This is a genomic window from Azospirillum sp. ST 5-10 (assembly GCF_051225715.1).
Lineage (GTDB): Bacteria > Pseudomonadota > Alphaproteobacteria > Azospirillales > Azospirillaceae > Azospirillum.
Genome location: NZ_JBPJSP010000028.1, coordinates 30,939 through 49,714 on the forward strand (window position 1 = coordinate 30,939; position 18,776 = coordinate 49,714).

The 18,776-nt window shown below is 70.9% G+C and carries 17 protein-coding genes and 1 tRNA gene; 8 read left to right on the forward strand and 10 right to left on the reverse strand.

Going from position 1 to position 18,776, the window contains the following annotated elements; genetic code table 11:
* Positions 1-8: 8 nt before the first annotated feature.
* The 6 genes from ACSBPG_RS24550 to ACSBPG_RS24575 all read right to left on the reverse strand — a co-directional run bounded on the left by ACSBPG_RS24550 (position 9) and on the right by ACSBPG_RS24575 (position 6,282).
* Positions 9-377 (reverse strand): hypothetical protein, encoded by a 369-nt coding sequence (locus tag ACSBPG_RS24550; RefSeq protein ID WP_435539865.1) that lies wholly within the window; start codon positions 375-377, stop codon positions 9-11.
* A 112-nt stretch (positions 378-489) separates the two neighbouring features.
* On the reverse strand, positions 490-711 hold the full coding sequence (locus ACSBPG_RS24555; RefSeq protein ID WP_435539866.1) for a hypothetical protein: 222 nt from the start codon (positions 709-711) through the stop codon (positions 490-492).
* Between the two features lie 533 nt (positions 712-1,244).
* Positions 1,245-1,320 (reverse strand) — tRNA-Ile (locus tag ACSBPG_RS24560).
* A gap of 127 nt (positions 1,321-1,447) precedes the next feature.
* The gene (gene rpoD / locus ACSBPG_RS24565; protein WP_435539867.1) at positions 1,448-3,439 is read right to left on the reverse strand and encodes an RNA polymerase sigma factor RpoD; all 1,992 of its coding nucleotides are present in this window, start codon (positions 3,437-3,439) and stop codon (positions 1,448-1,450) included.
* A 200-nt stretch (positions 3,440-3,639) separates the two neighbouring features.
* Complete coding sequence (gene dnaG, locus ACSBPG_RS24570; RefSeq protein WP_435539868.1) at positions 3,640-5,559, reverse strand: DNA primase; 1,920 nt, start codon at positions 5,557-5,559, stop codon at positions 3,640-3,642.
* 258 nt (positions 5,560-5,817) lie between these two features.
* A complete protein-coding gene (locus ACSBPG_RS24575) occupies positions 5,818-6,282 on the reverse strand; it encodes a GatB/YqeY domain-containing protein (protein ID WP_435539869.1) in 465 nt (154 codons plus the stop codon).
* 442 nt (positions 6,283-6,724) lie between these two features.
* Between ACSBPG_RS24575 and carA the strand changes: the two genes are divergently transcribed.
* From carA to grxD, 5 genes are all read left to right on the forward strand, one after another.
* Complete coding sequence (gene carA, locus ACSBPG_RS24580) at positions 6,725-7,912, forward strand: glutamine-hydrolyzing carbamoyl-phosphate synthase small subunit (protein WP_435539870.1); 1,188 nt, start codon at positions 6,725-6,727, stop codon at positions 7,910-7,912.
* Between the two features lie 131 nt (positions 7,913-8,043).
* Entirely contained in the window at positions 8,044-8,733 is a 690-nt protein-coding gene (gene purQ, locus ACSBPG_RS24585; protein ID WP_435539871.1) for a phosphoribosylformylglycinamidine synthase subunit PurQ, read from the forward strand.
* Positions 8,730-10,940: a phosphoribosylformylglycinamidine synthase subunit PurL gene (purL, locus tag ACSBPG_RS24590; RefSeq protein ID WP_435539872.1), complete on the forward strand. Its 2,211-nt coding sequence runs from the start codon at positions 8,730-8,732 to the stop codon at positions 10,938-10,940. The genes purQ and purL overlap by 4 nt, the downstream gene beginning before the upstream one ends.
* A gap of 97 nt (positions 10,941-11,037) precedes the next feature.
* Positions 11,038-11,277, forward strand: coding sequence for a BolA family protein (locus tag ACSBPG_RS24595; RefSeq protein ID WP_435539873.1), 240 nt, complete (start codon positions 11,038-11,040; stop codon positions 11,275-11,277).
* A 39-nt stretch (positions 11,278-11,316) separates the two neighbouring features.
* On the forward strand, positions 11,317-11,655 hold the full coding sequence (gene grxD / locus ACSBPG_RS24600; RefSeq protein ID WP_435539874.1) for a Grx4 family monothiol glutaredoxin: 339 nt from the start codon (positions 11,317-11,319) through the stop codon (positions 11,653-11,655).
* Between the two features lie 102 nt (positions 11,656-11,757).
* On the opposite strand, the gene ACSBPG_RS24605 is transcribed toward grxD, so the two are convergent.
* From ACSBPG_RS24605 to ACSBPG_RS24615, 3 genes are all read right to left on the reverse strand, one after another.
* A complete protein-coding gene (locus ACSBPG_RS24605) occupies positions 11,758-13,227 on the reverse strand; it encodes a hypothetical protein (protein ID WP_435539875.1) in 1,470 nt (489 codons plus the stop codon).
* A 95-nt stretch (positions 13,228-13,322) separates the two neighbouring features.
* Positions 13,323-13,733: a response regulator gene (locus tag ACSBPG_RS24610; RefSeq protein ID WP_435539876.1), complete on the reverse strand. Its 411-nt coding sequence runs from the start codon at positions 13,731-13,733 to the stop codon at positions 13,323-13,325.
* Entirely contained in the window at positions 13,723-14,892 is a 1,170-nt protein-coding gene (locus ACSBPG_RS24615) for a sensor histidine kinase (RefSeq protein ID WP_435539877.1), read from the reverse strand. The genes ACSBPG_RS24610 and ACSBPG_RS24615 overlap by 11 nt, the downstream gene beginning before the upstream one ends.
* 256 nt (positions 14,893-15,148) lie before the next feature.
* Here ACSBPG_RS24615 and rarD point away from each other — a divergent pair, with 256 nt between their 5' ends.
* Both rarD and ACSBPG_RS24625 read left to right on the forward strand, forming a co-directional pair.
* Entirely contained in the window at positions 15,149-16,126 is a 978-nt protein-coding gene (gene rarD / locus ACSBPG_RS24620; RefSeq protein ID WP_435539878.1) for an EamA family transporter RarD, read from the forward strand.
* Between the two features lie 72 nt (positions 16,127-16,198).
* Positions 16,199-16,753 carry a 2'-5' RNA ligase family protein gene (locus ACSBPG_RS24625; protein WP_435539879.1) on the forward strand — a complete coding sequence of 185 codons (555 nt, stop codon included), beginning with the start codon at positions 16,199-16,201 and terminating at the stop codon, positions 16,751-16,753.
* A gap of 137 nt (positions 16,754-16,890) precedes the next feature.
* Here ACSBPG_RS24625 and ACSBPG_RS24630 read toward each other — a convergent pair whose 3' ends face one another.
* Positions 16,891-17,517 (reverse strand): TetR/AcrR family transcriptional regulator, encoded by a 627-nt coding sequence (locus ACSBPG_RS24630; protein ID WP_435539880.1) that lies wholly within the window; start codon positions 17,515-17,517, stop codon positions 16,891-16,893.
* Positions 17,518-17,676: 159 nt separating this feature from the next.
* Here ACSBPG_RS24630 and ACSBPG_RS24635 point away from each other — a divergent pair, with 159 nt between their 5' ends.
* Positions 17,677-18,765: an alkene reductase gene (locus ACSBPG_RS24635; protein WP_435539881.1), complete on the forward strand. Its 1,089-nt coding sequence runs from the start codon at positions 17,677-17,679 to the stop codon at positions 18,763-18,765.
* The last annotated feature ends 11 nt before the right edge of the window (positions 18,766-18,776 follow it).

The window sequence follows — 18,776 nt, forward strand, 5'->3', positions numbered from 1 at the left end:
CGGCGCCGTCAGCGCGCGCCCGTCTTCTGTTTGCGGATCTGGCTGTATTTGCGCAGCGTCTGCTCGAGTTCCGGCGGCAGGATCTGGAACTCGCAGACGAGCTTGTCCGCCTTGACGTCGGCGACCGACACGGTGGCGGGAAAGCTGAAGCGCGCGTAGGCATCGTCGATCTTGACGACGATGCGCGCGTTCTGCCCCCGGATCAGGGAGCCGTCGAAGCCGGTGGCGACCAGGCCGTTCGGGGTCAACGCGGCGAGCGGGTAGGATTTGCTGTCGACTTCGATGCAGTTGGCCGACCGTGCCGCTCCCTTGGCTGCCTGCGGCTTCTTCGCCTTGCCGTCGGCGACGATGATCTTCAGGAAATCGAACATGCCCATGGGCGCACACCTCCCAGCCGCCAGCCTGCGGGTGCGAGTGTAACCCCGCCGTGTCGCCCGACGGCAGTGGTTTGTTCACCCGGCGTGACGGTGGGCCGGCATCGGCCGCCCCTCAGCGCCGTCCCGGCCCTTCGGCGCCGGGCGCTCCGGCCCAGGCGCGGTGGGCACGCTCGGCGAAGACCACGGCGAAGGGGACCATGGTGACCAGCACCGCCGCCATGCCGCCGGCAACCGCCAGCAGCGCCCCCGGGTCGGCCGGGTCGACGAGTCGGGCCAACGCGACCAGGAGGTGAAGCACCATGGCGAACACGAAGATCGCGGCAACGCTGTGCACGACGTACGCCGGCGGGCGAATCCAGGCGCGGACACCACCACCGCGCCGTACGTCCGGCCGTGGCTGGCAAGACGTCCTCAAGACATCCTGCATGGGGCACCTCCTTCACCGCGTCCGGACCGCAGACACGACGCCTCTGGGCCCGGACATGACCAAAAATATGGCTCCGCGCCAGGGAATTGCACCGATGCCGATCAACCTATCCCGAATGCCGAGATCGGGACGAACGGCCCCTGCCCTTCGGCCGCCCCTAGGCCTTGGGGCATGCCCCGATCAGGCATGTGGATAAGTCTGTTGACGAATTCGGGGCAACCCGGAAGCGCCACGCGTCCGTCGACGTCCGGACGGACGCCGGTCCCTGTCCCGTCCCGTGCGGATCCAACCGTTCGCACCGAAAAAACCACGGTCCGGCGGGACCATGCGGCGAATTCGGCGGGATCGCACGGCCGACGGAGGAGGCGCTCCGTCCGGCCGGTTGCGACGTTCCGCCTGTTGACAAGCGGACGGCGCGCGTCGTCGCCCAAGGAGGGGATTGGTGGGCCCGGCCGGATTCGAACCGACGACAACACCGTTATGAGCGGCGCGTTCTAACCGCTGAACTACAGGCCCACAGGGGCACAGACTGTGCCGCGAACGCGGGTGCGGCGCAAGGGGTTGTCCGACGGGGTTGTGTGGCCGGCCAAAAAAGAACGGGGGCCCGCAGGCCCCCGTTCGATCCGTGCGGTCGCCGCCCCGCTCAGGTGTCGAGGAAGCTGCGCAGCTTGCGCGACCGCGAGGGGTGCTTCAGCTTGCGCAGGGCCTTCGCCTCGATCTGGCGGATGCGCTCGCGGGTCACGTTGAACTGCTGGCCGACCTCCTCCAGCGTGTGGTCGGTGTTCATGCCGATGCCGAAGCGCATGCGCAGCACCCGCTCCTCGCGCGGCGTCAGCGAGGCCAGCACGCGCGTGGTCGTCTCGCGCAGGTTCGCCTGGATGGCGGCGTCGAGCGGCAGCACCGCGTTCTTGTCCTCGATGAAGTCGCCGAGATGGCTGTCCTCCTCGTCGCCGATCGGCGTCTCGAGGCTGATCGGCTCCTTGGCGATCTTCAGCACCTTGCGGACCTTCTCCAGCGGCATCATCAGCCGCTCCGCCAGTTCCTCCGGCGTCGGCTCGCGGCCGATCTCGTGCAGCATCTGGCGGCTGGTGCGGACCAGCTTGTTGATCGTCTCGATCATGTGCACCGGGATGCGGATGGTCCGCGCCTGATCGGCGATCGAGCGGGTGATCGCCTGCCGGATCCACCAGGTGGCGTAGGTCGAGAACTTGTAGCCGCGCCGGTACTCGAACTTGTCCACCGCCTTCATCAGGCCGATGTTGCCCTCCTGGATCAGGTCCAGGAACTGCAGGCCGCGATTCGTGTACTTCTTGGCGATGGAGATGACGAGGCGCAGATTGGCCTCCACCATCTCCTTCTTGGCGCGGCTCGCCTCCTTCTCGCCCTTCTGCACGGTCGAGACGATGCGGCGGAACTCGGCGATCGGCAGCTTCGCCTCGTCGGCGATGCCGGAGATCTGCTCGCGCGTCTTGACGATGTCCGTCTCGTACTTCTCGACGCAGCGGTTCCACGCCTTGTTGTTCAGCGCCTTGATGCGGTCCAGCCAGTTCGGATCCAGCTCGTGGCCGAAATACTGGTTGAGGAAGTCCTCGCGCTTGACCCGCGTGTCGGTGGCCATGCGCAGCAGCCTGCCCTCGAAGCCGGTCAGCTTGCGGTTCAGGGCGTAGAGCTGCTCGACCAGCTGCTCGATGCGCTGGTTGTTGAGGCGCACCGTGTTCATCAGCTCGACCATCTCGGTCTTGAGCTTCTCGTACTTCTTGTCGGTCTGCTTGTGGGCGTCCTCGCCGCGCTGGATGGCGCCGATGCGCGCCTCATGCAGCTTGTGCAGCTTCTCGTAGGTCGCCTTGATGTTCTCGAACGTCTCCAGAACCTGCGGCTTCAGCGCGGCCTCCATGGCCGACAGCGACAGGTTGTTCTCCTCGTCGCCCTCGCCTTCGCCCTCGATGCCGGGCTCGCGCTCGCCCTCGGCCTCGCCCTCGCCGGCCGGCGCCGCCTCGCGCTCGGCGGCCTCGCCCTCCGGAGCCGCCATGCCGTCGCCCGGCAGCCCCTCGGGCATGCCCTCACCGTCCGGGCCGCCACCGTAGGTGGCGTCCAGGTCGATGATGTCGCGCAGCAGCATCTTGCCTTCCATCAGGGCGTCGTGCCACTCGATGATGGCGCGGATGGTCAGCGGCGATTCGCAGATCGCGCCGATCATCATCTCGCGCCCGGCCTCGATGCGCTTGGCGATGGCGATTTCGCCCTCGCGCGACAGCAGCTCCACCGAGCCCATCTCGCGCAGGTACATGCGCACGGGGTCGTCGGTGCGGCCGATGTCGTCGTCGTCGAGGTTGCCCGCGGAGCGGCCCTCGCCGTCCGCACGGTCCTCGGCGTTGGCGTTGTCGTCCTGCTCCTCGGACTCGACGATGTTGATGCCCATCTCGGACAGCATCGCCATCGTGTCCTCGATCTGCTCCGACGAGGAGGAGTCCGGCGGCAAGGCGGAGTTCAGCTCGTCGTACGTGACGTAGCCCCGCTCCTTGCCGCGGGCGATCATCTTCTTGACCGCCAGTCCCATACCGTCCATGAGCGGACCGTCACCCGTCTCTTCACGGGTTTCGGACACTTCCACGCTGTTCGCTGCTTTCGTGGCCATGCGTATGCTGCCCCCGCATTACCCCAAGAACTGAATAGGTGAGAGACGGCGTGCCCGCGATCCTGGCCGCGTGGCTTCATCCGTCTCCCGGTTCCAAACCATATCGAACTGCACCGCGGCGTTGCCTTGCCGGCCGGTCCGCCGCCTCCGCCGTCCGTGGGCGCCCCCGCCCGCCGTCCGGCTCACTCCAAACCACCCTCTCACTCGAAACCACCGTCTTCCAGGTCCGCATCGATGCCGATGCCCGTCGCGGTCCTGGCGGCCTCCTCCTTAAGAGCGATGACCCGCGCCAGCCGATCGTCGCTGGCTTCGCGGGCTAGAGCTTCCTCCGCTTCCCTCAGTTCGGCCATAACCTGCCGGTGGTGCAGATGTCTCCATGTCGGCCACCAACCCTTCCGCGCGTCCTCCAGGGAGGCCTCCGGACGGGAGAAGCGACCATGGACATAGGTCGACCCGCTTAGCAGAGATGCCAAAATGGTATCAAAGCCGGCGGATGACAAATGGCTTTGGACGGCGTCGGCGTCAAGCCCCGAGTCGTAGCCCGAATCACCACCCAGCGCCGCGATCAGCGCCTGACGGAGATCTTCCAACGGGCCAGGGGGGAAGGGCAGCAACGCCAGGGATTCCCCGACCTCGTCGAACAACTCCGGGTGATTGATCACCGTCGCCAGGAGAATTTTCTCGCGTGCCAGCTCCTGCGACAACCGGCGCGGCGACGCCCGCTTGTAGCCGGGCGGCGGCGCGGTGCGCAGCCCGGGTTCGCCGGGAACGTGGCGCCGCGGCACCCGAGTCGCGCCCGGCGGCGACGGCCGGAACGGACCGCGGGCCGGCCGCTGCGCCGCCCAGCCGAACGCCGCATCGACGCGGCGGCGCATCTCGGTGCGGTAGAAGGACTGGACGGTGCGGTCGGCGATGGCGTCGCAGCGCGCCTCCAGCGCCGCCTTGATGGCGGCCTTGGCCTCCGGCGTGTCGGTGCGCCGGCCCTCGTTCTCCATCCGCCACACCGCCTCGGCCAGCGGAATGGCGGCGTCGAGCACCCCCTGCATGGCGCGGCCCCCCTGCACCCGGATCAGGCTGTCGGGGTCCTCCCCTTCGGGCAGGAAGGCGACGCGGGCGGAATGGCCGGGGGCGAGGTGGGGCAGGATTCGCTCCACCGCCCGCCACGCCGCCCGCCGGCCGGCGTTGTCGCCGTCGAAGCAGAGGTAGGGCTCCTTCTCCCCGTCGGGGATCAGCTTCCACAGCTCCTGCACCTGGGTTTCGGTGAGGGCGGTGCCGAGCGGCGCCACCGCGCCCTCGAACCCGGCGCGCACCAGGGCGATGACGTCCATGTAGCCTTCGGCGACCACCACCGGCTTGCCGTCGGCCGCCGCCTGGCGCGCCCGCGACAGGCCGTAGAGCAGGGTCCCCTTGTGGAACAGCGGGGTGTCGGCGGTGTTGACGTACTTCGGCCCGTCGCCCTCGAGGATGCGGCCGCCGAAGGCGACCACCTGGCCGCGGCGGTCGGTGACCGGGAACATCACCCGGTTGCGGAAGAAGCCGTAGGGCGCGCGCCCGTCGTCGGGACGGCGCAGCAGGCCGACGGTGATCAGGTCCTCATCGGAATAGCCGTCGTGCAGGAAGCGGGCGCGCAACGCGCCGCCGTCGCCCGGCGCGAAGCCCAGGCGGAAGCGGGCCATGATGTCGTCGTCGAGGCCGCGCCCCCGCAGGTACTGCAGGCCGGCCCGGCCGGCCGGCGCGCGGAGCTGCTCCTCGAACCAGCGGCAGGCCTGCTCCATCAGGTCGTGCAGCGTCTTGCGGCGCTCGTAGCGCTGACGCTCCTCCTCGGTCGGCCGCGGCACCGGCAGTCCGGCGCGGCCGGCCAGCGCCTCCACCGCTTCCGGGAAGGAGAGGTTGTCGTGGCGCATGACGAAGCCGATGATGTCGCCGTGAGCGCCGCAGCCGAAGCAATGGAAGAAGCCCTTCTGGTCGTTGACGTAGAAGGACGGCGTCTTCTCGTTGTGGAAGGGGCACGGCGCCTTGTACTCGCGCCCGGCGCGGATCAGGCGCAGGCGTTGCCCGACGATGTCGGACAGCGGCAGCCGCGTGCGCAGTTCCTCCAGGAATTGGGGCGGGAAGGCCATGGCTCACCGGGCTGCGGGCGGACCCCACGGGTCGTTAGAGCAAAAGGGTGAACAAGACCTTACCGGGCAAGGTGGGCGCCGGCATGGAGACCGATGCCATCGTGACCGGCTGGCGTGACCGGCTGGCGTGACCGGCTGGCCGTCGACGGGCCGGCAACGCCGGTCGGTGCCGTCGCCGGGCCGCACCGGAAACGCCTCGACCGCCATCGCTGCGTCGGTGGTCCGGCGGACCGCGACCATGTCCCCCCGGCCGACCGGTCAGCAGGTCGACGCCAGGGTCTGCTTGACCACCCCGCTGGCCTTGGCGAAGTCCATGCGGCCGGCGTAGCGGCTGCGCAGCTCCGCCATGGTGCGGCCCATGTCCTTGACGCAGGTGGCGCCGATCTCGTCGATCACCGACTTCACCGCGTCGGTCATCTCCGTCTCGGAGAGCTGCTTGGGCAGGAAGCGCTCGATGACGGCGATCTCCTCGCGCTCCTGCTCGGCCAGCTCGCAGCGCCCGCCCTGCTCGTAGAGGGTGATCGATTCCTGGCGCTGCTTGATCATCGTCTGCAGCATCGACAGGATCTCGGTCTCGTCGATGCCTTCGGTGACGCCCCGCGAGCGGGCGGCGATGTCCCGGTCCTTGAGTGCCGCCAGGATCAGTCGAACGGTGGAGACCGCGCGCAGGTCCTTGGACCGCATGGCCTCCTTCAAGGCCTCGTTCAGCCGCGTGCGCAGCATGATGGCTTCCTTGTGGTTCGCATTTGAAGAACATTTCTCACGATGCGGATCGGGATTGTTACCCAATTCCGCCGTCCGCCGCCAGCGGGAGCGCGACGCCCTGCGGCGGCACACCATCGCACCGTCCGGCCGCCGGGCACAACCCCACCCCCGGCACCGGCGCCCGCCCCCGGCGGCGGCGTCGCCGCGCCCCTGGAAATCCCGGCCACCGCCGTCATATAGGAGGGCATCGCCATATACGACTTGACCCGTCCGTCGCAGCTGTCTATTCGATCCAGGCTCCGCCCGCTTGCCCGGCCTTCCGTTCGAACGCCCGCCCCGGACCGTCTGTTCCGTCGGGCGTCCGCGCGCGGCCGAGGGTGGCCGGCCGTTCCGTGACCTGTGAATATGTCGTCTGCGGCGGGCGTTGTTAAGGTCCCACGAGGTGCAAGGTCCCTGCAGCATGTCCGACCCCATGTCCCCCGCCGCCCGGCCGACCGGCGACGCCGCCCCCCACACCGGAGTTCTGGTGCTCGCCGACGGCACCGTCTTCCGCGGCCGCGGCATCGGCGCCGTGGGCGACGCGGTGGGCGAGGTCTGCTTCAACACCGCGATGACCGGCTACCAGGAGATCCTGACGGACCCCAGCTATGCCGGGCAGATCATCACCTTCACCTTTCCCCACGTCGGCAACGTCGGCGCCAACCCCGAGGACGTCGAGACCACGACGCCGGCGGCCCGCGGCCTGGTGCTGCGCGCCGACATCACCCAGCCGTCCAACTGGCGCGCCACCCGCCATCTCGACGAGTGGCTGAAGAGCTTCGACCTGGTCGGCCTCGCCGGCGTCGACACCCGCCGCCTGACCCGGCGCATCCGCGACCTCGGCGCGCCCAACGGCGTCATCGCCCACAGCCCGAGCGGCGCCTTCGACATCGACGCGCTGGTCGCCAAGGCCCGGCAGTGGCCGGGGCTGGAGGGCATGGACCTGGCCAAGGACGTGTCGTGCCGCCAGACCTACGGCTGGGACGAGAGCCTGTGGCGCCTCGGCCAGGGCTACGGCCGGCAGGAGAACCCGCGCTTCCACGTCGTCGCCATCGATTTCGGGGCCAAGCGCAACATCCTGCGCTGCCTCGCCGACGCCGGCTGCAAGGTCACCGTCGTCCCGGCCACGGCGACCGCCGAGGACGTGCTGCGCCACAAGCCGGACGGCGTCTTCCTGTCCAACGGTCCGGGCGACCCGGCGGCGACCGGCGCCTACGCGGTGCCGACCATCCGCTCGCTGATCGACACCGGCGTGCCGATGTTCGGCATCTGCCTGGGCCACCAGATGCTGTCGCTGGCGCTCGGCGGCCGGACCGAGAAGATGGAGCGCGGCCACCGCGGCGCCAACCATCCGGTCAAGGACCTGGCCACCGGCCGGGTCGAGATCACCAGCCAGAACCACGGCTTCGTGGTGGTGCCCGAGAGCCTGCCGGCGGAGGTGGAGACCACCCACGTCAGCCTGTTCGACGGCACCAACGAGGGCATCCGCCTCAAGGGCCGGCCGGTCTTCTCCGTGCAGTACCACCCCGAGGCGTCGCCCGGCCCGCAGGACAGCCATTACCTGTTCCACCGCTTCGTCGATCTGATGAGCGGCAAGCCGCTGCCCTGACGGGCATCCCGGCGTTCCGACGGGCGGGAGGCGCGGCCCTGGCCGGCCTCCCCTGCCCCTTGCCTTACGCTCCCCGTGCCACTAGTGTCCGCGCCATAGCGTCCCCTGGCTCGTGAGCGAATCCGCGCCCCATGAAGGCTGCCGTCATCCTGTTCCCCGGCTCCAACCGCGAACGCGACGCCGTCGCCGCGCTGGAGGCCGCCTCCGGGACCCGACCGTACGAGGTCTGGCACCGCGACACCGAACTGCCCGACGTCGACCTGATCGTCGTCCCCGGCGGCTTCTCCTATGGCGACTACCTGCGCGCCGGCGCCATGGCGGCGCACTCGCCGATCATGCGCGAGGTCAAGGCGCGGGCCGAGCGGGGCGTGCGGGTGCTGGGCATCTGCAACGGCTTCCAGATCATCACCGAGGCCGGGCTGCTGCCGGGTGCGCTGATGCGCAACGCCGGCCTGAGGTTCGTCTGCCGCACGGTGACCCTGCGGGTGGAGAACACCGACAGCCCGTTCACCGCGAAGTACCGCAAGGGGCAGATCGTCCGCTACCCCGTCGCCCACCACGACGGCAACTACTGGACCGATGCCGAGACGGTGAAGCGCCTGGAGGGCGAGGGCCGGGTGGCGTTCCGCTACGTCGGCGACGAGGGGCAGGACGACCCGGTCCACAACCCCAACGGCTCGGTCGCCGGCATCGCCGGCGTCTTCAACGAGGCGAGGACGGTGCTGGGCCTGATGCCGCATCCCGAGGACGCCGTGGCGCCTCTGCACGGCTGCCTGGACGGCAAGCCCCTGTTCGACGGTCTGGTGGAGGCGTTGTCGTGAGCGAGCCCAAGGTCACTGCCGAACTGGCCGCCGAGCACGGGCTGACCGCCGAGGAATACCGGCGGGCGCTGGAGATCCTCGGCCGCGAGCCGACCTTCACGGAGCTCGGCATCATCTCCGTCATGTGGTCGGAGCACTGCTCCTACAAGTCCTCCAAGGTGTGGCTGACCACCCTGCCCACCACCGGCCCGCAGGTCATCTGCGGCCCCGGCGAGAACGCCGGGGTGGTCGACATCGGCGACGGCGACGCCGTCATCTTCAAGATGGAGAGCCACAACCACCCCTCCTTCATCGAGCCCTACCAGGGTGCGGCGACCGGCGTCGGCGGCATCCTGCGCGACGTCTTCACCATGGGCGCCCGCCCCATCGCCAACCTGAACGCGCTGCGCTTCGGCGCCCCCGACCACCCCAAGACCCGGCACCTGCTGTCGGGCGTGGTGGCCGGCATCGGCGGCTACGGCAACTGCGTCGGCGTGCCGACGGTGGGCGGCGAGACCAACTTCCACCCCGCCTACAACGGCAACATCCTGGTCAACGCCATGACCGTCGGTGTCGCCAGGGCCGACCGCATCTTCTATTCGGCCGCCGCCGGCGTCGGCAACCCGGTGGTCTATGTCGGCTCCAAGACCGGGCGCGACGGCATCCACGGCGCCACCATGGCGTCGGCCGAGTTCAGCGAGGACTCGGAGGAGAAGCGCCCCACCGTCCAGGTCGGCGACCCCTTCACCGAGAAGCTGCTGATCGAGGCCTGCCTGGAACTGATGGCGACCGACACCATCGTCGCCATCCAGGACATGGGGGCCGCCGGCCTCACCTCCTCCTCGGTCGAGATGGCCGGCAAGGGCGGGCTCGGCATCGAGCTGACGCTCGACCGGGTGCCCATGCGCGAGGAGGGGATGACGCCCTACGAGATCATGCTCTCCGAGAGCCAGGAGCGCATGCTGATCATCCTCAAGCCCGGCTCCGAGGAGCGCGCCCGCGCCATCTTCGACAAGTGGGAGCTGGACTTCGCCGTCATCGGCCACCTCACCGACACCGGCCGGCTGGTCATCACCATGCACGGGAAGACCTGGTGCGACATGCCGATCGCCCCGGTCTCCAACGCCTCGCCGGTCTATGAGCGGCCGTGGGAGCCGACGCCGCCGCGCGCCGAGCTGGAGGCGGACGTCCGCGCCCTGCCGGCCGGGCCGCTGGGCGAGGTGCTGACCCGGCTGGTGTCCTGCCCCGACCAGGCGTCCAAGCGCTGGATCTGGGAGCAGTACGACAGCCTGGTCGGCGGCGACACGCGCTTCATGTCCGGCCAGGCCGACGCCGGGGTGGTCCGCCTGCCCGGCCAGAGCAAGGCCGTCGCCGTGACGACCGACTGCACGCCGCGCTACTGCCTGGCCGACCCGGTGCGCGGCGGCGCCCAGGCGGTGGCCGAGGCGTGGCGCAACCTGACCGCCGTCGGCGCCCTGCCGCTGGCGGTCACCGACAACATGAACTTCGGCAACCCCGAGAAGCCGCGGATCATGGGCCAGTTCGTCGGCGCCATCCAGGGCATGGCCGAGGCCTGCCGGGCGCTCGACTTCCCGGTCGTGTCGGGCAACGTCAGCCTCTACAACGAGACCAACGGCGAGGCCATCCTGCCCACCCCCGCCATCGGCGCCGTCGGCCTGCTGCCCGACGCCATGACGGCGGTCGGCCTGGCCTTCCGCAACGAGGGCGACGCCGTGCTGCTGGTCGGCGAGACCCGCGGGCATCTCGGCCAGTCGCTCTACCTGCGCGAGATCCTCGGCCGCGAGGACGGCCCGCCGCCGCCGGTCGATCTGCAGGCGGAACGGCGCAACGGCGACCTCGTGCGCGGGCTGATCGCCGATGGTCTGGTCGTCGCCTGCCACGACGTGGCCGACGGCGGGCTGCTGGTCGCCGTGGCCGAGATGGCGATGGCCGGCGGCATCGGCGTGCAGTTCACCGGGCTCGACGGCGCCGACGCCGGCACCCTGTTCGGCGAGGACCAGGCGCGCTACATCCTTGCCGTGCGCCCCGGCGACGCGGCCGCCGTGCAGGAACGCGCCGCGGCGGCCGGGGTGCCGGTCGCGCTGCTCGGCCACACCCGGGGCACCGCGCTGACGGGCCGCGCCGAGGGCGAGGCGATCCCGGTGGAGCGGCTGCGGCGCGCCAACGAGGGCTGGCTGCCGGCCTACATGGCGGGCGACGCCGCCTGACGGAGGCGCGCCGGGTGACAAACGCCGCGGCGCACCTACCTATTACGGACGAGCCCGCAGGGACGGGGCAATCAGGGAACCGGACGAGGACAAGACCATGGCCATGGACGCCGCAGAGATCGAGACGCTGATCAAGGAAGGCATTCCGGACGCGGTGGTCCAGATCGAGGATCTGCGGGGCGACGGCGACCACTACGCCGCGCTCGTCACCTCCGCCGCGTTCAAGGGCAAGACCCGGGTGCAGCAGCACCAGATGGTCTACGCCGCCCTCCAGGGCCGGATGGGGGGCGAACTGCACGCCCTGGCGCTGACCACCGCCGTTCCCGAAACCGCGTGAATCACCCCCGAGAGCCGGGGCATCAGAGGACCGAAAGACATGGACCAGACCGTCGCCGACCGCATCCGCAGCGACATCGAAGGCAACGACGTCGTGCTCTACATGAAGGGCACGCCGGTGTTCCCCCAGTGCGGCTTCTCCGCCGCCGTCGTCCAGGTGCTGAGCCAGCTGGGCGTCAAGTTCAAGGGCATCGACATCCTCCAGGACCCCGGCCTGCGCCAGGGCCTGAAGGAGTTCTCCAACTGGCCGACCTTCCCCCAGCTCTACGTCAAGGGCGAGCTGGTGGGCGGCTGCGACATCGTGCGCGAGATGTACGAGTCGGGCGAACTGCAGCAGCACCTCGCCAGCAAGGGCGTCGCCCACGGCCAAGCCGCCTGACGGACAGGGCCGACGACCGCGCGGTTCCGGGCCCCGCCAGCCGGCGGGGCCCTTTCCGTGTGCGGGTCCGCCCGCCGTCCCGGCGGACGCCCGGCTCCCCCGTCACGCCGCCGGCCGGCCCGCCGCGCCCACGCCGACGGCGGCCGTCGCCGCGCGGCGGGCGGCGAACACCAGGGCCAGGGCCGGCAGCCACGCCAGCGGGCGCACCATCCACACCGCATGCAGGATGGTGTGGTTGAGGAACGCCAGGTACCAGACCGCCAGCACCAGCGCCGACCCCAGCAGAACCAGCGCCTCGGCCCGTTCCCGCGCCGCCGACCGCCACAGCTCCGCCGCCGCCAGCACCAGGGCGAGCAGCGCCCCGCCGACGATCACCGCCCGCCCCAGCGCCTCCGAGCCGTGGGCGATGCGGAAGCTCTCGTCGAGCAGCCGGAAGCCCATGAACAGCACCGGCTCCAGCCAGCCCCGCTCCACCGTCGCCAGGTCGAAGCCGGCGGCCTCGGCCCGCATCAGGTCCCAGCGGCTGAAGCTGTAGAGGAAGTGGTCCGACATCCGGACGTCGAGGGCGGCGACCAGCACGTCCAGCTCATGGCCCCCGAACAGCCCCACCACCACCGCCACCTTGACGGCCAGCGCGGTCGCCACCGCGAGGCAGAAGATCGCCCCGGCGTGCACGGCGCGGCGCAGCACCTCGCTGGCGTCCGGCGCCAGGCCGAGCGCCACCAGCCCCAGCAGCAGCGCGAGGCCGAGCGGAATGCCGCCGGTGAGGAACTCGAACAGCGCCGTCGCCACCCCGAACGCCGTCACCAGCGCCAGGAAACCCACCGGCCCGATCCGCCCCAGCGGCAGCAGAAAGCCGGCCAGGAGCGCCGCGGCGAGCACGTCGTCGGGCAGGCCGAAGGTGAAGTAGCGGCCGTACACGGGCAGCCCGTAGAACAGGAGGAGCGTCCCGGCGACGGCGGCGAACGCCAGGTTGCGTGCCCGTTCGCGCCCGGCGCACGCTCCCCGGCCGGCGCGCCGCAGACGCCACCCGGCGCCGGCCAGCACCGCCAGCAGGAGGCCGTTGGCGACGCCCCAGGTCAGCCAGCCCAGGGTCACCGGCGACACGTACGCCGCCAGCACCCGCGCCACCACGCGATGGCCGAGCAGGTAGCGGTGATAGGCGTAGGTCTCGACGGCGCCGCGGTCGGCCGTGTCGACGATCTCCATCAGGCGCTGGCAGGGCGGACGGGGGATGCCGTTGTCGGGCGGCGGGTTCCTCAGCGGCGCTTCCACCGGCATCAGGTTCGTCACCGCCTCCGCCGCGGCGCTCGGATACGGCAGCACCACGCTCGCCAGCACCCGGCAGTCGTTGCCGGAGAACAGCGGGATCGGCCGGTCGCCGCCGAAGGGAAGGTCGATGGTGCGCGCGAACGCCCCCTGCCGGGCGGCGTCGCGCAGGCGATCGAGGATGCGGTCGCGGTCGACGAAGCTGGAGGCCCAGGCCAGCGCGAAGAAGGCGGCGGTCATCAGCACCGCCAGCAGCGCCGCCGCGGGATAGAGGCGCAGGGCCTCGCCAAGGAAACGTCGCATGGACAGGGGATCGGCCGGTGGTCGGGACAGGGGCGCGGATGGTGGCACGCCCGCCGTCCGCCCGGCAAGCGGGCTCGCCCGGCGCGGGACGGTGCCTACGCGGCGCCGGTGGTGTCGGCGCCGGTCGGCGCGCCCTTGATCGCCTCGGCCACCACCGCCAGGAGCTCGGCCGGACGTACGGGCTTCTGGAGGCACGCGTACGGGTCGAGCGGCTGGGCCCGCGCCAGCGTCGCCGCGTCGAGCGTTCCGGAGATGAAGACGATCCGCGTGCCGAAGCGCCGGCGCAGTTCGCCGGCCACCTCGATGCCGTCCATCCCGCCGGGCAGGCGGACGTCGACCAGCGCCAGCGCCGGCGGGTCCTGCGCCGCCGTCGCCAGGGCCGAGGCGCCGGTCGCCGCCATGCCGACCACCGTGTAGCCGGCCTCCTCCAGCAGTTCGGCGGTGTAGAGCGCGACCAGTGCCTCGTCCTCGACGATGAGCACGCCGCCCCGTGCGTCAGTCGTCATCGGCTACCGTGAACGTCAGTTGGTACTGGACGCCGCGCGCCGTCGGCAGCCGGACCAGGGTGCCCTGGATCTGCACCGTCAGGGCCTGGATGAGCTTGAGCCCCAGGCTGCCGGGGCGCTGCTCTCCCATGCCGCGGCCGTCGTCGCCGATCCGCACCTCGACCCGGTTCTCCTGCTGGCGCACCGCCAGCGTGATCTCGCCGCGCCCGTCGGGAAACGCGTGCCTCAGGCTGTTGGAGACGATCTCGTTGACGATCAGGCCCAGCGGCACGCCGACCTGCAGCGAGACCGACGCCGGTGCCAGGTCGAGCGCCAGGCCGACGCCCTGGGCGCCATCCCGGCCGGTGGCGACGAGGGTCCGGCAGAGCGTCGCCAGGTACTGGCCGAGATCGAAGCGCGAGATGTCCTGGGACGACTGCAGGATGCCGTAGGCCATGCCGATGGCGTGCACCCGCCCCTGCACCTCCTCCAGCGCCCGGCGCGCCGTCTCGTCGCCGATCCGGTTGGCCTGCAGCCCGAGCAGGCTGGTGACGACGTAGAGGTTGTTCTTCACCCGGTGCTGGAGTTCACGCAGCAGCACCTCGCGCTCGTTCAGCGCCGCCTTCAGCGACTGGTCGATGCGCCGGCGGTGGACCACCGCCGCGATCAGGTTGGCGAAGCCCTGGAGGAAGTTGATGTCGTGGATGGTGAAGGCCCGCCGGTCGGTGGTGACCACCTCGAGCACGCCGAACACGTCGGTCTCGATGACGATCGGCACGTTGACGACGGAGACCACGCCGTAGGCACGGAACAGCGGAGTCGGGTTGAAACGCGAATCGGCGACGATGTCCTCGGTGACCACCGGCTGGCGGGTCAGGATCGCCAAGCCCGGGGGGTGGTCCGGATCGGCCGGAGCGCGCACGCTGCCCACCACGCCCGGCCGCCATCCCACGCCGGCGCGGATCAGGAAGTCGCGCTCGCCGTGGCGGAACTCCAGCACCTTGGTGTAGGGCACGGCCAGGCCGCGGGCGACCTGGGAGCAGGCCTCGTTCAGCAGCGCGTCGAGGTCCGTCTCCCACAGCGCGTACTTCCCGAACTCAGCCAGGGCCTGAAGATGCCGGAGCGTCGTGTCCGCCCCCCTGTTTCCAGTCTCCGTCGGCGCTTGGGGCTGAAGATCCACGATCCGTCACCGGGGCAAAGAGAAAGAGACCGTCTCACATCCTGACACAGCCGTTTCCGCGACCTTAGCGCAACGACGCGGTAAGTCCCGAGATAGCAAAGCAACATACTCGGGAATGCCTACCCCGAGCGTCATAGGCATCCGCCCATGGGATCGGTTCCGCCACCGGCGGGGGGAGGAGACATGCCGGTGGTGCAGTGCCGCCCTGCCGGCCGGGGTATCGCGGTCGGTGCTGCCGATATGGTAAACGGCCGGCATGTCCGTCCATGATTCGCCCTCCCCCGCGTTTCCGAGTCCGTCCGCCGTCGGGCTCGCCGCGGTGGCCGGCGCCTTCCTCATCTGGGGCCTGCTGGCGCCGGTCTACTTCAAGCTGGTCAGCGACGTCGGCGCGGTGGAGATCGTCGCCCACCGCGTCGTCTGGACGGTGGTGCTGATGAGCGCCGTCGTCCTGACGCTGAAGACGCCGACGGAGATCGCCCGCGCCGTCGGCACTTGGCGGCGACTCGGGATCTTCGTGGTGACGACCGCCCTGGTCACCGCGAACTGGACGATCTTCATCTACGCCATCATCGCGGGCAAGCTGGTCCAGGCGAGCCTCGGCTACTACATCAACCCGCTGGTCAACGTCGTGCTGGGCGTCGCCTTCCTCGGCGAGCGCCTGTCCCGCCGCCAGCTCGCCGCCGTGCTGATCGCCGCCGGGGGCGTGCTGAGCCTCGTCGTGTCCTACGGCGCGATGCCGTGGATCGCCCTGTCGCTGGCTCTGACCTTCGGGTTCTACGCCCTGGTGCGCAAGAAGGCGGCGATCGACCCGCTGGTCGGGCTGCTGGTGGAAACCGCGCTTCTGGTGCCGTTCGCCGCCGCCTACCTGCTGTGGCTGGGGGGCGACGGCGCCTTCGCCACCCGCGGCGATCCCGGCCACGACCTGCTGCTGGCGCTGTCCGGCCCGGTCACCGCGGTGCCGCTGATCCTGTTCATGGTCGGCGCGGCACGCCTGAAGCTGGCGACGGTCGGGCTGATGCAGTACATCGCCCCGACCGGTCAGCTCATGCTCGGCGTCCTGGTGTACGGCGAGCGCTTCACCGCCGCGCACGCCGTCGCCTTCGGCTGCATCTGGGTGGCGCTCGCCCTCTATTCCGGCGACGCCATCGCCGGACACCGCGCCGGACGGCGCGCCCGCATCGCCGCCGCCTCGCCCGGCCGCCCGCAGCGCGCGCCGGAGGGATCGTCCAGCTAGCGCCTGGGCGGGGTCCCGGAGACGCCGTGTCCCCGTAACGTGAAGCGTCAGAACGGCCGGGGAGCCTCGCCGATGCAGATCGCGGTCATCGCCGAGCCGCTGTTTCGAGAATCGGATCGGCTCTGGATCGAGGCGGTTCGCGAACGGCACGATCCCCAGCATCGGCGCGTAAGGCCTCACTTCACGCTCGTTTTTCCTCAATCATGCGGCGATCCGGCGCCCATCATCGAGCACGTGGAAGAGGTGACGGCGCGGCACACCGCAATGGCCGCTCACCTCCGGGTTGCCGTGCCCGTGAAAGATCATCTCGGCACGGCGACGCACGTCTACCTTATGCCCGACGAAGGCTTCTCGGCTCTGGTCCGATTGCACGACGATCTCCATCGCAACGTCCTCGCCGACTCTCTCAGGCTCGACGTTCCGTACATGCCCCACGTCACCGTCGCGGTGGCCGAGGAGGCCGCCGCCGCCAAGGCCATAGCTGATGGCCTCAATGCACGGGCCTTCGACGTCGCGTGCCAGATCGACGCCGTTTCGGTGGTTCGTTGCGACACCGCGCACCTGCAGGTTCTGACGCGCATCGGCCTCGCCGACGGCCCGCACCCGCCACCCGTTCGGCCCTGCTGATCCGGCGACGATGCGGTCCGGGCCCGGCGCCTCGGCGTGTGCGGCGTGCTGCCGTGGCGCACGGGGGCAGCCGGCCGGTGACGGTCCGCCGGCCCCGGCTTCGGGTCGATGGCCCGCGGCGAAACCCGCTTGGTCCGTCAGGAGCGCGGCGCCAGCCCCTGCGCCATGGTGCGGGCGAGGCTGCGGGTGACCGCGCACAGCCGTTCGGGGTCGCCGGCGAACACCACCCGCTCCATGAAGCCGAGGGCGAAGCTGAGCGAGGCCAGCCCGGCGGCGACGCTGGCGAGATCGGCGTGCGGGTCGATCAGCCCGCGCTCCCGCAGGGCCTCCAGCCGGCCAAGCATGCAGGGGATGCGGGACTCGGCCAGGGTCCGCCCCATGCGCTCCGCCATCCCGGGGTCGACGAGCGCCCGGTCCAGCACGACCTTGCTGAGGTCGCGGTACTTCCAGCTGTGCTCCGCCTGAAGCTCGAGGAAGGACAGGATCTCCGCCTCCAGGTCGTCGCCCGGCGGCGGCAGCGCGCAGCCGCCTCCCTCCTCGCGCCCGAAGCGGTCGACCACGGCCAGCAGCAGTCCGCTCTTTCCCCCGAAGTAGCGCTGGATGAGCTGTTCGTTGACGCCGGCGCCGGCGGCGATCTCGCGCGTCGTCGCGGCGTCGAAGCCACGCTCCGCGAACACCGCCTTGGCGGCGTCGATCAGCGCCGCCGCCGTCGCTTCGCGGCAGCGGCGCCGGGGCACGGCGGTGCCGGCATCGTTCTCGTCCAAGACCTGATCCCTGTGGTGACGGTTCCCTTGGTATGGCGTCCGGCGGCGCCCGGCACCGCCGGACGCCCCGCCATAGTAGGGAACGCCGAACGGGCTTGACAAGATCGGGGGCGCGGATAAGTATGCATTCACATACATACTTATCCGCGCGAGGCCGATATGTCCCGTCCCGATCTGTTCTCGCCTCTCCGGCTCGGCGCCCTGGACCTGCCGAACCGGGTCATCATGGCCCCCATGACCCGCAGCCGCGCCGGCGCCGGCAACGTTCCCACGGCGACGATGGCGACCTACTACGCCCAGCGCGCCTCCGCCGGCCTGCTGATCACCGAGGCGACCCAGGTCTCCGCCGACGGCCAGGGCTACCCCAGCACGCCGGGCATCCACACGGACGAGCAGGTCGCCGGCTGGCGCCGCGTCACCGACGCGGTGCACGCGCAGGGCGGGCGGATCTTCGCCCAGCTCTGGCACGTCGGGCGCATCTCCCACCCCATGTTCCAGCCGGACGGGCAGCTTCCCGTCGCACCGTCGGCCATCGCCGCCCGGGGCGAGCTGTACACCGGCGACGGCATGAAGCCCTTCCCCACCCCGCGTGCCCTGGAGACCGACGAGATCCCCCGCCTCGTCGCGGCCTTCGCCACGGCGGCGCGGCGCGCCGTCGCCGACGCCGGGTTCGACGGGGTCGAGGTGCACGGCGCCAACGGCTATCTCGTCGACCAGTTCCTGCGGGACGGCACCAACCGGCGCACCGACGGCTACGGCGGCAGCGTGGAGAACCGCGTGCGCTTCCTCGTCGAGGTGACCGAGGCGGTGAGCGGTGCCGTCGGCGCCGACCGCACCGGCGTGCGCCTGTCGCCCAACGGCGGCTTCAACGACATGAGCGACTCCGACCCGGCCGCCCTGTTCGGCCACGCCGCCGCGGCGCTCGACCGGTTCGGCCTCGCCTATCTGCACGTGGTGGAAGGGCTGCAGGGCCCGATGGCGCCGCCGCCCGAGGCCGAGCGGGTGGCGCCGCTGCTGCGCCGCGCCTTCCGCGGCCCCTTCATCATCAACGGCGGCTTCGACCGCGAGTCCGCCGACCACTGGCTGGCCGACGGCGCCGCCGACGCCGTCAGTTTCGGGGTGCCGTTCATCGCCAACCCGGACCTGCCGGCGCGGCTGCGGGCCGGTCTCCCCCTGGCGGAGGCCGACCGCGCGACCTTCTACGGCGGCGACGAACGCGGCTACGTGGACTATCCCGCGGCGGCCTGAGGCGACGTGGA